Source organism: Pusillimonas sp. ANT_WB101 (genome assembly GCF_008369125.1).
Taxonomy (GTDB): Bacteria; Pseudomonadota; Gammaproteobacteria; order Burkholderiales; family Burkholderiaceae_B; genus Allopusillimonas.
Map to the genome: position 1 here is coordinate 245,952 of NZ_VOAY01000006.1, position 15,001 is coordinate 260,952.

The window sequence follows — 15,001 nt, forward strand, 5'->3', positions numbered from 1 at the left end:
ATCCCATTTTATAATGGCAGCATACATGGCTATCGAAACAGACTCCCCACTATCCCTTTCTTCCACCCAGCAGACGCTTGCTGCCCTGAAACCTGGGCAAAGGCTCATCCAGCCTTTGCCTCCCGGTTCGGGTGATGCATGGCTGCTGGCTGACCTCGCGCGTCAGTCGGGTAACACAATTGTCGTGGTGTGCGCCGACCCACTGGCAGCGCAGCGGCTGGCCGAAGAGGTGCTGCTGTTTGCGCCTGATCTGCGGGCACGCCAACTGCCAGACTGGGAAACCCTGCCCTACGACAGCTTCTCACCCCATCAAGATCTGGTATCAGAGCGCCTGCGCACCATGCACGCACTCATGCAGCGCAGCGTCGACATTCTTACCGTACCGGTGACCACGGCGCTGTATCGCCTGGCCCCGCCTGAGTTCATGGCGGCCTATACGTTTTCGTTCACCCAAGGCGACACGCTGGACGAAGAAGGGCTACGCAGCCAGCTAACGCTTGCTAATTATTCGCATGTCACACAGGTTACGTCTCCTGGCGAGTTCTGCATACGGGGCGGCCTCATTGATCTGTTCCCCATGGGTTCGGTCCTGCCCTATCGTCTCGACCTGTTTGACAACGAAATCGAATCCATACGCAGTTTCGATATCGACACACAGCGCAGCCTGTACCCCGTCAAGAGTGTGCAGTTGCTGCCCGGCCGAGAGTTCCCCATGGACGAGGCGGCCCGCAACCGCTTCCGGGCCAGGTTTCGCGAAACCTTCGAGGGCGACCCTTCGCGCGCGCTGCCTTACAAAGACATCGGCAATGGCATCGCCTTCGCCGGTATTGAATACTACCTGCCCCTGTTCTTCGACACCACCGCCACGCTGTTTGACTACCTCCCTGCACAGGCGATCACGGTTAGCATGGGGGACATCAGCGGTGCCATTCAGCGTTTTACTCAAGACACCCACAGTCGCTATCAGTTTCTGAAAAGCGATCGCGAGCGGCCCATACTGCCACCCGAGCGCTTGTTTCTCAATGAAGAAGCCCTTTTTGGGCAGTTCAAGGGGTTTGCCCGGCTCGCACTCACCGGCGAACCGCCACACCCTGAATTCTTTCTGCCGCCTCAGGTTGCCGTGGCGCGTCGGGCCGAAGACCCGGTAGCCAGCCTGCGCAAACTTATCGGCCACGAAGGTGGTCGTATCGTGCTGTGTGCTGATTCAGCCGGGCGACGCGAAACCCTGGTGCAAATGCTGGCCGAGTTCGGCATAAGCCCCGATACCGGGGTTGAGTCGCTGCAAGATTTCTTCCACTCAGACAGCCACTTCGCCCTGGTAACAGCCCCCCTAACCCTGGGCTTTGGCGTAAACGACCAGCGCATCACACTGCTGACAGAAAATGATCTGTACCCCACACAGGCCAGGCCCACGCGTCGAGGTCGACGCACGCAGGAGCGCAGCAGCGACATCGAGGCCATGGTACGTGACCTCTCCGAGCTGCGCGCAGGCGATCCCGTCGTTCATGCCCAGCATGGCATAGGACGCTACCTGGGCCTTAAAGAAATGGATCTGGGCGAAGGGCTGATGGAGTTTCTCCATCTTGAATACGCCAACGGCAGTACCCTGTATGTGCCCGTATCTCAACTGCATGTTATCGCACGCTACAGCGGCGCCGACCCCGAGCAGGCCCCACTGCACCAATTAGGCTCAGGCCAATGGGACAAAGCCCGCCGCAAGGCCGCCCGTCAGGTGCGCGATGCTGCCGCCGAATTACTGTCGCTTTATGCCCTGCGCGCCGCGCGCGAAGGGTTTCGTTTCAAGCTTCCACCTGCTGACTACCAGGCCTTTGCTGAAGGGTTTGGGTTCGAAGAAACCCCCGACCAAGCGGCCGCCATTGAAGCAGTTCTTGGTGATATGACTTCTGGCCAACCCATGGATCGCCTGGTTTGCGGTGATGTGGGTTTCGGCAAAACCGAAGTCGCCCTGCGTGCTGCGTTTGTGGCGGTCATGAATGGAAAGCAGGTCGCCTTGCTGTGCCCCACCACGCTGCTGGCCGAGCAGCATGCCCAGACCTTTGCCGACCGCTTTGCCGATTGGCCTGTAAAAATCGCCGAACTCTCGCGCTTCCGTTCGAGCAAAGAAGTGTCGGCGGCCATCGAGGGCCTTAACAACGGCACCATCGACATTGTAATTGGCACCCACAAAATCTTATCCAAAGACGTCAAGTTCAAGCGGCTTGGTCTGGTGCTCATCGACGAAGAGCACCGCTTTGGTGTGCGCCAAAAAGAGGCACTCAAGGCCTTGCGCGCCGAGGTCGACATACTTACGCTCACGGCCACGCCTATCCCACGCACCTTAGGCATGTCGCTCGAAGGTATACGTGATTTCTCGGTTATTGCAACCGCCCCTCAAAAGCGTCTGGCCATCAAAACCTTTGTACGGCGCGAAGACGGTAGCACCATACGTGAAGCAATACTTCGTGAACTCAAACGGGGCGGGCAGGTGTACTTTTTGCATAATGAGGTAGAAACCATTCTCAACCGGCGCGCCAAGCTCGAAGAACTGGTGCCCGAAGCGCGCATCGCGGTTGCGCACGGCCAAATGCCAGAGCGCGAGCTTGAAGACGTCATGAAGGGTTTCTATCAGCAACGCTATAACGTATTGCTATGCACCACCATTATTGAAACCGGCATTGACGTGCCCACCGCCAACACCATTGTCATCCACCGCGCAGACCGCCTGGGCCTGGCTCAGCTGCACCAATTGCGCGGACGGGTGGGCCGATCACATCACCAGGCCTATGCCTATCTCTTGACCCCTGGCGAAGATGCCATCACCAACAACGCCAAGAAGCGCTTGGAGGCTATACAGGCCATGGAAGAACTTGGCTCGGGCTTTTTCCTGGCCATGCATGACCTCGAGATCCGCGGAACAGGCGAAGTACTGGGCGAATCGCAATCAGGCAACATCCACGAGATTGGTTTCTCCATGTATTCAGACATGCTTAACACCGCTGTGCGTGCGCTCAAGTCTGGTGAAGAGCCCGACCTCGAGTCCCCGTTTGCTGCTCAGTGCGAGGTAAACCTGCATGCATCGGCACTGCTGCCAGCCGATTATTGCCCTGATGTCCAGGCTCGCTTGGGGCTGTATAAAAAGCTGTCACATGCTCGCCACGAAGACGACCTCATCCTAATACAAGAAGAGCTCATCGACCGCTACGGGAAACTGCCAGAGGCTGCCCAAACCCTGATTGCCACACACCGACTGCGCATTCATGCAGAGCCTATGGGGGTCATTAAGATCGAGGCCAGCGAAGGTCAGGCATCGGTGCAGTTTTCTGCCAAACCCAATGTCGACCCGCTGCGTATTATTGAACTGCTGCAAAAGCGCAGAGATGTGCGCCTGGCAGGCCAGGACAAACTTAAAATTGAAATAAAAGAAGGGCAAAAGGTTGCTACGCGCATAGACGCGGTGCGAAGCGTGCTTGCTGCCCTGCAGTAACGCAGCACCGCTGACCTTTTTACGGCAACCGGGCGTTTAACGCGTCAGGTTGCCTGACAAGGGCTTCACACTGCCCTGCCAGCATGCCATCGCCCCGTGGCATGCCTCGTTCAGCTTAGTGGGCGCGCCGGAACCAGTTCAAAATGGCATCGAGTGGGCTAAAATTTAATGCAAAACTGGCCTGCTCGCGTACTACCGGTTTAGCGCGGTAGGCCACAGAATACCGCGCCAATGCCAGCATTTTCAAATCATTGGCGCCATCGCCTACCGCAATAATTTGCGCACTTGTGGCGCCCAACTCGTCGGCCAAGGCTTGCAGGTGCGCGGCCTTGGCGGCCGCATCAACAATAACGCCACTAACACGACCCGTAAGCAAGCCGCCCTGTTCTTCGAGCACGTTGGCGTGGCAGGCATCTAGCCCCAGACGTTGCTTCATCCGTTCGGTAAAAAACGTAAAACCACCAGAAACCAACAAGGTTTTCACCCCGTGGCGCTTTACGCCTGCGATCAATTCCTCAGCGCCAGGGTTGAGCCGCAGCCTTTCTTCATAGACACGCTCCAGCGCCTGCACCGGCACACCTTCGAGCAAGGCCACCCGGCGTGTCAGGCTTTCCGCAAAATCCGTAATTTCGCCGCGCATGGCAGCCTCAGTAATGGCCGCCACCTCGGCCTTGCGCCCCGCCATATCGGCGATTTCATCAATGCATTCAATATTGATGAGAGTGGAGTCCATATCCATGGCCAGTATGCGGCAATCAGCGAGGCGGTCAACGTGTGGCAAAAAGGCGTAGTCCATGCGCGCTTCTTCGCAGAGTTTGGCAATGGCGCTGTGGCCTTCATCGTCTACCTCAAGCAATCGCACCGCTGTGGGGCTAAGTTCTTGTACCCCTTGAGCGCCGGCCAGTGCCGCAATTTTTTCGATATTGGCCGCAACAATGTGCGGCCCCTGGATAATTAGATGGCTCATGCAATGTCCGAAAAAAACGGCCTTGCGGCCGTGGGTGCGCGGCCGTATGAACGAACCGCGCTATGCGTTACATCAGGCCGATTAACGAGCCTTGCCGTGCTTGCGTCGACGCAGCAGGTACTTAAGCACAAAGCCCGGGTACCCAAGCACCACGAAAAGACAAAGCGTAATGGCGTAAAACTGCCAAGTCTGAGTAAAGACATTACCAAGGTTAAGCTCAAATGCAAACCCCAGCACACCAACCAGGCCATAAAAAACCAGCAATTCAATCAGCCTGACCAGAAATGACTTCTCAACCCGAGCGTTGCGACTGCGCCACCCTGGGTATGTGAGCACAAGGCCCGCCAATATCAGGGCGCCAATAAGCCGCAACGTAAACAGCAGCGCAGACGCTGTATCGCCTGCCAATAAAATGGCGCCACCTATAAGCCAATACCCAAGCCAGGCAACACCCACAAGCGCGCAAAAGAATAGCAGCGATCCTGGCCAACGTAGCCAGGCGGGGGCGGGACTCTCCTCATTTTGCATCCAAGGAAGCACGACAAAAGGCCGTTCTGACAAAAAGGGCAGATTTGCCGTCAGCAGCGCAAGCCCGATAACAAACCATACTGCGAAGGACTGACTCATTGACTTCCTAAGGAGATTATCTGACTGACCAGCTATTGAAACTTCAGCGACCCTTCAATAACGCTGACGCACAAAGCCATCAGACCACCGGGGAGTATACCCAGGCCGATAATGAGCAAGCCATTGACCGACATCATGCCTTTGGTAATTACGCCATAGCTGATCGGAGCAACCTCGCCTTCAGGCTCATCAAAGTATGCCGCCTTCACCACCCGCAAATAGTAGAACGCACCAATGAGCGAGAACATAACGGCCACAACAGCGAGCCAGACATAGCCTGCGCTGATCAACGCCTGCAGCACTGCTAACTTGGCATAAAAGCCTGCCAGCGGCGGGATGCCTGTGAGCGAGAACATCGCCAGCAGCAGCATGGCAGCCAGAACAGGATCGCGTCGGTTCAGGCCTTTAAGATCAGAAATATTTTCGCACTCAAACCCACGTCGGCTCAACAGAAGAATAAGGCCGAAGGTTACCAGCGTGGTCAACACGTAGATGACGACGTAGAACAGGGCCGAGCCATACGCCGAACCAGCCGTGACCATGTCATTGTGCACGCCGGACAACAAGCCCAGGAACACAAAACCCATGTGCGAAATAGTGGAGTACGCCAACATGCGCTTGAAGTTGGTTTGGACAATAGCCGTGATATTACCGACAGCCAGCGACAGCACGGCGATAATAAGCAGCATGGGTTGCCAGTCGATAGCAATACCGTGCAAACCTTCAATGAGTAGACGTAATGTTATGGCAAAGGCGGCAAGCTTGGGTGCCGCAGCAACAATAAGTGTGACCGCAGTAGGTGCACCCTCATACACATCGGGTGCCCACATATGAAATGGCGCGGAAGCCATTTTAAATGCCAGACCCGCGACGATGAATACCGAACCAAATACCAGCGGCAGGCGCTCTGCGTTGCCGCTGCCGATAACCTGGGCGATAAGACGCAGGTTCAGTTGCCCGGTGGCACCATAAATCATCGACATGCCATACAACATTACACCCGAGGCCAAAGCACCGAGCACAAAATACTTCATGGCTGCCTCGGTGGCTGTAACGTCATCACGACGCAAAGCGATCAGCGCATACAGCGAGAAGGACATAAGCTCCACACCCAGATACACCGTGAGCATGCTGCCGGCAGAGATCATGACAAACTGACCCAGTAGCGCAAGCAGCGTAAGCGAGTACAACTCGCCACCGTGCGTCAGCATGTCGCGATCTTCGGCGTACTCTCGACCGTATACCAGCGTAGCAATAACGGCGATGCAAGATAGCAGCTTAAGAAAATGCGATAACGGATCAACGACATACAGGCCGCCGAAAGAATTGCCACTTACCCCCTGGCTCCATTGCCAGGCAGTGACAATCGCAAGAAGAAATACAGTGGCGACACTGAACAGAAACGTGCCATGCCTGACTTTCGACTTGCTGAACGAGTCGAACAGCAATGCCGCGCAGGCCATGATCAAAAGCAGGATCTCAGGCAGAGCCAGGGCGAAATGATATTGGTTTTGCATAATAGTTCTGGTCTACAGTTTCGAGACGGAAACGTGCTGGAGCAGCGCCTCCACTGACACGTGCATGACATCCGTAAACGGCTTGGGATAGATACCCATGTACAGCACTGCGATCGCCAAAAGGCCCATAATGAAAAATTCCCGCGAGTTCAGATCACTCATGCCGCGTACATTGTCATTGGTCATTTCGCCGAACGCCACACGCTTGAGCATCCATAGCGAATACGAGGCACCGAGAATCAGCGCAAGGGCAGCAAGCAGGCCTATCCAGAAGTTGTATTGAACTGCCCCCATGATGACCGTGAACTCACCAACAAAACCGCTGGTGGCTGGCAAGCCCGCATTGGCCATGGAAAACAGTACGAAAAACGTCACGAAACGGGGCATAACGTTGATGACACCGCCATAGGCAGCAATTTCACGCGTATGCAGGCGGTCATAAAGAACACCAATACACAGAAACATGGCTCCCGAGACAAAGCCGTGAGAAATCATCTGGATGATGGCACCCTCGACGCCAACGGCATTGAATACGAAAAAGCCCAGCGTCACAAAGCCCATGTGAGCGACTGACGAATAGGCCACCAGCTTCTTCATGTCATCTTGAACGATGGCAACCAGCCCGATATAAATAACGGCAACCAACGACAGCGCGATCATCATGCCGGCCAAGCTGTGCGAGGCGTCAGGCGTAATGGGTAGCGAGAATCGCAGAAAACCGTATGCCCCCAACTTCAGCATGATGGCGGCCAGCACCACCGAACCACCGGTAGGCGCCTCAACGTGTGCGTCCGGCAACCATGTATGCACTGGCCACATTGGCACCTTGACGGCAAAGGCCGCTAGCAGGGCAAGAAAAATGAGAATTTGCGGCGTGTAGCTAAGCTTGAGTGCGTGCCATTCGAGAATATCGAAAGAACCGCCTGCAGCCCACCACAGATAGATAAACGCAATCAGCAACAGCAGCGAACCCAGCAGCGTGTACAAGAAAAACTTGATGGCTGCATAAACGCGATTTGGTCCGCCCCACACGCCGATGATGAGATACATGGGAATGAGGGTTGCCTCAAAGAACACATAAAACAGCATGCCATCGAGTGAGGCAAACACACCAACCATAAAGCCCGACAAAATCAGGAAGGCTGCCATGTATTGCGCTATGCGACTGGTGATCACTTGCCAGCCTGCCAGCACCACAATAATCGTGATGAAGGCCGTTAGCAGGACAAACCACAGCGAGATGCCATCTATGCCCAGGTGGTAATTGATGGAAAAGGTTTCGATCCAGGGCGCCATCTCGACAAACTGCATGTTTGCCGTCGTCGGGTCGAAACCTGTGTACAGCGGGATCGTCACCAGAAAGCCAAGCACCGCGCCGACGAGCGCCACCGTGCGGGTAAGCTCCGGTCGGTCGTCACGCCCCACCAACAGCACGAGCAGGCCCGCAATGATGGGAACAAAAATCGAAAGTGTTAGCCAGGGAAGAGTAGAAGACGCCATGTTGCTAACCATCATTTAACCGTCAGTACGAAAAAGGAGATAAAAGCCATGATCCCGACGATCATTGCAAAGGCGTAATGGAAAATATAGCCCGACTGCAAGTGCCGGCTGACTGCAGACACCCAGCCCACAAGGCGAGCACTGCCGTTGACCATCAGCCCATCGATAAGACCACGGTCGCCCGCCTGCCAGAAGCCCCTACCCAACATTCGAGTGCCGCGGGCCATTACTTGCTCGTTAAACCAGTCGGCATAGTACTTGTTCTCGAGTACACGATACAGGAACGACAGATTGTTCTTGATGGCAGCTGGCACCCTGGGATTAATGAGATAGCAATACCAGGTAACCACCAGCCCGGCAATCATCAGCCAGAACGGCACCGTCGAGAAACCATGAATGGCGTAGGCAACCCATCCATCCCAGTGATGTGCAAGCTCAGCCATGGCAGGGTGCTGCGGAAGGTTGACGATCGCGTCGCCAAAATAACCATCGAACAGCAGTGGGTCAATAAACCAGAAACCTGCAACCACAGATGGAATAGCCAGAAGCACCAGCGGCAGCGTGACCACCCATGGCGATTCTTTGGGCGCCCCGCCGTGGTGATCATGGTCGTCGCCATGCCCGTGTGCTGCAACGGCATGTGTATCAAAGCGCTCTTTACCGTGGAACACCAAGAAATACACACGGAACGAATACACCGATGTCACAAACACGCCGATGAGTGTGGAGTAATACGCAAAGCTCGCACCCCACACATTGGCGGCGCCTGCCGCTTCGATGACGTGCTCTTTGGAGTAGAACCCCGAGAAGAAAGGCGTGCCCACCAGAGCAAGCGTACCAATAAGAAAAGTGATCCAGGTAATGGGCATGTATTTGCGCAGTCCACCCATATTGCGGATGTCCTGATCGTGATGCATGCCGATGATGACCGAGCCTGCCCCAAGAAACAGCAAAGCCTTGAAAAAGGCGTGCGTCATCAAGTGGAAGATGGCTACGGAGTAAGCCGAGGCCCCCAGCGCAACGGTCATATAACCCAGTTGTGACAGCGTCGAGTAGGCGATGACGCGTTTGATGTCATTTTGGACAATACCCAGAATACCCAGGAACAGCGCACCGATGGAACCGATGATGATGATGAACGAGAGTGCCGTGTTCGATAACTCAAACAGCGGCGAGAAACGCGCCACCATAAAGATACCCGCCGTTACCATGGTGGCCGCGTGAATCAGCGCCGAGATGGGCGTAGGACCTTCCATGGAATCAGGCAACCAGGTATGCAACGGTACTTGAGCGGATTTACCCATGGCACCCACAAACAGGCAAATGCAAGCTACTGTAAGCATTTGCCAGTCGCTGCCAGGGAAGCCAATTTTGGCCAGCGCATCAGCCTGAGAAAAAACATCGGCGTAGTTCAGGCTACCGCTGTATGCAAACAGCAGGCCTATGCCCAATATGAAACCGAAGTCGCCAACCCGGTTGACCAGAAACGCTTTGAGGTTGGCATAAACGGCTGTTGAGCGGGTGTACCAGAAGCCTATCAGCAGATACGACACTAGACCCACTGCTTCCCAACCGAAGAACAGCTGCAACATGTTATTGGCCATGACCAACATAAGCATGGAGAAGGTGAACAACGAGATATAAGAGAAGAAGCGTGAATAACCCGGGTCATCGACCATATAGCCTATGGTGTAGATATGCACCATTAGCGATACGAACGTTACCACCACCATCATGAGGGCGCTGAGCGAATCAATGAGAAAGCCGATTTCAACGCGGGTGGTGCCGATCACGCTCCAGGTGTAGAGCATGCCGTTGTAGGTATGACCGTCAAGCACCTGAAACAGTACGACAACTGATCCGATAAACGAGATCATAACGCCTGCAATCGTGATGCGGTGTGCGGCGAAACGCCCGATCCAGCTTCCCAGAAAGCCGGTGCCGAAAAAGCCAGCGAGCAAGGCTCCAGCCAGAGGAGCCAGGGCAATCAACAGATAAAGACTTGGTGAATTCATGATATTTGCAACCCCATCAACCCTTGAGCTGGTCAAGTTCTTCGACGTTGATCGTTTTCAGGTTGCGGAACAGCAACACCAAGATCGCCAGGCCAATAGCCGCTTCAGCGGCGGCCACCGTAAGAACAAAAAATACAAAGACCTGCCCCGACAAATCGCCGGACCACGTCGAAAACGCTACAAAGTTCATGTTGGCTGAAAGCAGTATCAGCTCAATGGACATAAGCAAAATAATAAGATTGCGTCGGTTCAGAAAGAACCCGAAGATACCAATGGCGAAGAGAATTGCGCCCAGTATCAGATAGTGTGCGAGCGTCAGTGTCATTTGTTCTCCCCCTTTTCAGGTTCGGCAGCCGGTGCTTCAGTTTGTGACGGAATGCTGATCAGACGAAGCCGATCTTGGGACTTGACCTTAACCTGTTCCGAAGGACGGTTACGCTTGACGTCACCACGCTTGCGCATGGTGAGCGCAATGGCAGACACCATGCCCACCAGCAAAATAACACCCCCCACCTGCACCGCAAAAACATAATCGGTGTACATGGCTGTACCCAGTGCCAGGGTATTGTCGAAGTCATCGGCTATGGCGGCTGCAGGGCCGGCATCAAACCAGGTGCGCACCAGCACAAAAGCCATCTCAAGGACCATGATGAAACCAATGCCAAGGCCCAGTGGCAGATATATTTTGAGACCAGTCTTCAGGGTTTCCATGCGCACATCGAGCATCATGACCACGAACAAAAAAAGCACCATGACGGCGCCTACGTAGACAATAAGCAACAATAGCGACACAAACTCGGCGCCCAGCAGCATCCAGAGCATGGATGCCGTGAAGAAAACCAGGATAAGGTGCAACACGCCGGTAACCGGACTAGTGGCAGTGATAACGCGGAAGGCGGCCACCACCAGCACGATGGCCAGGAGATAGAACAGTACTGTAGTAAAAATCATAGGTGTCTCTGGTCTGCCATCATCGGTAAGGAGCATCTTCGGCACGGCGGCGTGCTATCTCGGGCTCGTAACGGTCGCCAATGGCCAGCAGCATATCTTTGGTGTAGTACAGGTCACCGCGCTTTTCACCGTGGTACTCAGAAATATGCGTCTCGACGATAGAATCGACGGGACAGCTTTCCTCGCAGAAACCACAGAAAATGCACTTGGCCAGATCGATGTCATAGCGTGTGGTGCGGCGCGTACCATCGTCCCGCTCTTCGGATTCAATGGTGATGGCCAATGCCGGACAAACCGCTTCACAAAGCTTGCACGCAATGCAACGCTCTTCGCCATTGGGGTAACGCCTTAAGGCATGCAGCCCTCGAAAACGCGGCGACAGCGGCGTTTTCTCGTGCGGATAACGCTGTGTGATTTTACGCTTGAAAAAATACTTGCCGGTCAGCTTCATGCCTTGCAGCATTTCACTGAGCATGAGACTGCCGAAAAAATCTTTGATCGCTTCCATAATGTTGCCCCTGTGTCCTAGTGCCAGATATTCCAGGGCGTCTGCATCCAGATCGCCACCAATACCAGCCAGACGCCTGTGAACGGAATAAATACCTTCCAGCCCAGGCGCATGATCTGGTCATAGCGATAACGCGGGAACGTCGCACGGAACCAAATAAACATCGAAACCACCACAAACGTTTTCAGGCCCAGCCACAACCAACCGGGAACCCACGTCAGCGGTGCAATTTCCAGGGGAGGCATCCACCCACCCAGGAACATAATGGACGCCAGCGCCGACAACAAAATCATGTTGGCGTATTCGCCCAGGAAGAACAGCGCAAAACCCATGCCCGAATACTCGACCATGGATCCACCCACAATTTCTGACTCACCCTCAACCATGTCAAATGGATGGCGGTTGGTCTCTGCCACGGCTGAAACCACATAAATAACAAAAAGCGGTAACAACGGCAGCCAGTTCCAGGACATGAAGTTGACGCCGCGCTCGGCGAACCACCCCGCCCCTTGACCATTAACAATGCCACTGATATTGAGCGTGCCTGAAACCAGAATAACCGCGACAAACACAAAACCGATGGCCAGTTCGTAGGAAATCATTTGCGCTGCTGCACGCATGCCACCCAGCAAGGCATACTTGGAGTTAGACGCCCAGCCGGCAACGATTACGCCGTAAACCCCAATTGACGTAAGCGCCATAACGAAAAGCAGGCCGGCGTTGATATCGGCCAACACCACTTCAGGCCCAAACGGTATTACGGCCCAGGCGGCAAGCGCCGGCATCAGCGTTACCACAGGTGCCAATATGAACAACAACTTGTTGGCCTTGGCAGGTACGATGACTTCTTTGGTGAGCAGTTTGAACACATCGGCAAAAGGCTGCAGCAGCCCGCGATAACCAACGCGGTTGGGACCAAGACGCACGTGCATGGCACCGATCATCTTGCGTTCCCAATACGTCAGGTAAGCCACACACAAAATAATTGGCACGGCAATGACCAGAATTTTGACGGTCGTCCAGACCACCAGCCAGGGCGTAGGCCCGATAAGCTCCGTGCCAAAGTTCTCAATTGTTGTAAGCCACTCCATCAGGCACGCTCCACCGTCAAGAGGCCAAAGCTGCTACCCAAAGCCGCGCTGGCGTCAAACGCTGCGGCAATGCGAACGCAGCCGGAGGCCACTGTGTCATCCATTTGTGCAGGCAGCGTAACTTGCCCCTGCTCCGACCGAACTATTACCGCATCACCGTCTTCGACACCTAGGCCTGCCAGTGTGGCAGAGGCCATGCGCGCCTTGGGCGGCAGAGAAGCAGCCGTTTCCTGCAAAGGTGCTGACCTGCGCACCAAGGCGTCGGTACGGTAAATAGGCACATCGGCAACGCGTTCCAGACCATCAAGCTTGCTGGACAGGGCCGGTAGCGCCGTCACCTCGTTGGACAGGCGCCCTTCAATACCTCCATCGAGCACTCGGTCGCGCACAGCTTCAGACGTTTCATCGTCAAAGCCTTCAAGCTCAAACAAGTTACCCAGCACCCGCAATACTTTCCAGGCGGGACGCGCATCAGCGTAAGGCGCTGCAACGCCCTTGAAACTCTGCACACGGCCTTCGGCATTAATAAAGGTGCCTGATGTTTCGGTAAATGGCGCAACAGGCAGCATGATGTCTGCCCATGCCTCGGCCGACGAGCGGAAAGGCGTCAAAGCCACGGCGAAGCCTGAATTTTTCAGTGCCTGCAATGCCTGTACGCCATTGTCGCTATCGAGCGATGGCTCAGCATGAAGCACTATGTACGCTTTGCGTGGCTGCTGCAGCATCTGGGTGGCGGTAAGCCCGCCCTCGCCCGGCGTTGCTCCTGCCATGTAGCCCCCCACCGTATTGCCACCGGGGGTAAGAAACCCGAACCGGGCATTGGCGGCATTGGCCAGTGTCGAGGCATTGGCCATGATAAGACTTGCACGATCAGAGGACACGGCCGCGTTACCAAGCAGCACAGCGACACGTTGCCCCGATGCCAGGCTGTCCGCAATGGCACGCGCCTGAGCAGAAGGCTCGACCCCGGCAAAAGCGTGTGGCACAGGCTGACCAGCGGCTGTAGCCAACGCCACAGCAACCTCGGCCAGTGCAGCAGGAATAAGACTTGGCGCAACCGTTAGGCGTACAGCCACCGGAAACAGTGGATCGTCGGCGGCGGAGTCAATAAACGAGACCTGAGTGCCCGACTTGCAGGCCTGGCGCAGACGCTGTGCCATCAGGGGGTGATCTTTACGCAGGAACGAGCCGACCACCAATACGCGATCGAGCTTGTTCAGTTCGGCGACGGGCATGCCCAGCCATGGAATACCTGAAAGCGCGTTATCGAAAGACGGGTCAGTGTTACGCAGCCGGAAATCAATGTTTTCAGATCCTAACGCGCGGGTCAGCCGAGCCAGCAAGGCCAGCTCTTCAGTGGTTGCCGTTGAACTGCCCAGCGCACCGATCTGGTCGGAGCCAAACTGTTCGCGTGCAGTGTTTAGCCCGTGCACGACCAGTTGCAACGCGTCGGCCCATGAGGCCTCGCGCCACTGCCCGTCTTGCCCCTTAACCATGGGATGAGCCAGCCGGTCTTCGGTGTACAGGCCTTCGTACGAGAAACGGTCACGATCACTGAGCCAGCACTCGTTGACGTCTTCGTTTTCGAACGGCACCACGCGCATGACGCGGTCCCGCTTGGTTTGCACCACCAGATTGGCACCAAGACTATCGTGAGGGCTAACCGAAAACCGGCGCCCCAGCTCCCAGGTACGGGCAGACATCTTGAACGGCTTGGACAACAGCGCGCCAACAGGGCAAACGTCAATCATGTTGCCAGACAGCTCCGACTCGACAGCCTCGCCCACAAACGTAGTGATTTCGGCAAACTCACCACGGTTGAGCATACCGACTTCCATGATGCCGCCGATCTCTTGACCTACGCGAATACAGCGTGTGCAATGAATGCAACGTTGCATGGCGTCGGCCGAAATGAGCGGACCCATGTGCTTGCCCACCACGACGCGCTTGGCTTCTTGGTAGCGTGAGGCCGAAGCACCATAGCCCACGGCCAGATCCTGCAGCTGACATTCCCCGCCCTGGTCGCAAACTGGACAGTCAAGGGGGTGATTAATCAGCAAAAATTCCATAACGCTCTTTTGCGCGGCAACCGCTGCAGCAGAACGTGTACGTACCACCATGCCATTGGTAACAGGCGTGGCACAGGCGGGCAAGGCCTTAGGCGCTTTTTCTACTTCAACAAGACACATGCGACAGTTGGCCGCAATGGACAGTTTTTTGTGATAGCAGAAATGCGGTATGTAGACGCCAAGCTTGTGGGCAGCCTGGATAACCATGCTGCCTTCTTCGGCTTCTACTTTGATGCCATCGATGGTGATCTCAACCATTAGCGTATCCTGAC

General features: G+C 55.3%; 11 protein-coding genes. 1 reads left to right on the forward strand and 10 read right to left on the reverse strand.

The window, feature by feature from the left end:
- The first annotated feature begins 25 nt into the window (after positions 1-25).
- Entirely contained in the window at positions 26-3,484 is a 3,459-nt protein-coding gene (gene mfd, locus FQ179_RS21995; protein WP_370459927.1) for a transcription-repair coupling factor, read from the forward strand.
- A 115-nt stretch (positions 3,485-3,599) separates the two neighbouring features.
- On the opposite strand, the gene serB is transcribed toward mfd, so the two are convergent.
- The 10 genes from serB to nuoG form a co-directional block, all read right to left on the reverse strand.
- Positions 3,600-4,451 (reverse strand): phosphoserine phosphatase SerB, encoded by an 852-nt coding sequence (gene serB / locus FQ179_RS22000; protein WP_149399867.1) that lies wholly within the window; start codon positions 4,449-4,451, stop codon positions 3,600-3,602.
- Positions 4,452-4,532: 81 nt separating this feature from the next.
- Complete coding sequence (locus tag FQ179_RS22005) at positions 4,533-5,078, reverse strand: DUF2818 family protein (RefSeq protein ID WP_255475105.1); 546 nt, start codon at positions 5,076-5,078, stop codon at positions 4,533-4,535.
- 32 nt (positions 5,079-5,110) lie between these two features.
- Complete coding sequence (gene nuoN, locus FQ179_RS22010) at positions 5,111-6,598, reverse strand: NADH-quinone oxidoreductase subunit NuoN (protein ID WP_188074691.1); 1,488 nt, start codon at positions 6,596-6,598, stop codon at positions 5,111-5,113.
- Positions 6,599-6,607: 9 nt separating this feature from the next.
- The gene (locus FQ179_RS22015) at positions 6,608-8,110 is read right to left on the reverse strand and encodes an NADH-quinone oxidoreductase subunit M (RefSeq protein ID WP_149399871.1); all 1,503 of its coding nucleotides are present in this window, start codon (positions 8,108-8,110) and stop codon (positions 6,608-6,610) included.
- Positions 8,107-10,113: an NADH-quinone oxidoreductase subunit L gene (gene nuoL / locus FQ179_RS22020; protein ID WP_149399954.1), complete on the reverse strand. Its 2,007-nt coding sequence runs from the start codon at positions 10,111-10,113 to the stop codon at positions 8,107-8,109. Before nuoL ends, FQ179_RS22015 begins: the two co-directional genes overlap by 4 nt.
- Positions 10,114-10,126: 13 nt before the next feature.
- The gene (gene nuoK, locus FQ179_RS22025) at positions 10,127-10,435 is read right to left on the reverse strand and encodes an NADH-quinone oxidoreductase subunit NuoK (protein WP_149399873.1); all 309 of its coding nucleotides are present in this window, start codon (positions 10,433-10,435) and stop codon (positions 10,127-10,129) included.
- Positions 10,432-11,061, reverse strand: a complete 630-nt coding sequence (locus FQ179_RS22030) for an NADH-quinone oxidoreductase subunit J (protein WP_149399875.1) — start codon at positions 11,059-11,061, stop codon at positions 10,432-10,434. Before FQ179_RS22030 ends, nuoK begins: the two co-directional genes overlap by 4 nt.
- Before the next feature lie 19 nt (positions 11,062-11,080).
- Positions 11,081-11,569 carry an NADH-quinone oxidoreductase subunit NuoI gene (gene nuoI, locus FQ179_RS22035; RefSeq protein ID WP_149399877.1) on the reverse strand — a complete coding sequence of 163 codons (489 nt, stop codon included), beginning with the start codon at positions 11,567-11,569 and terminating at the stop codon, positions 11,081-11,083.
- 17 nt (positions 11,570-11,586) lie between these two features.
- Positions 11,587-12,660: an NADH-quinone oxidoreductase subunit NuoH gene (gene nuoH, locus FQ179_RS22040; protein WP_149399879.1), complete on the reverse strand. Its 1,074-nt coding sequence runs from the start codon at positions 12,658-12,660 to the stop codon at positions 11,587-11,589.
- Complete coding sequence (gene nuoG, locus FQ179_RS22045; protein WP_149399881.1) at positions 12,660-14,987, reverse strand: NADH-quinone oxidoreductase subunit NuoG; 2,328 nt, start codon at positions 14,985-14,987, stop codon at positions 12,660-12,662. The genes nuoH and nuoG overlap by 1 nt, the downstream gene beginning before the upstream one ends.
- Between the last annotated feature and the right edge of the window lie 14 nt (positions 14,988-15,001).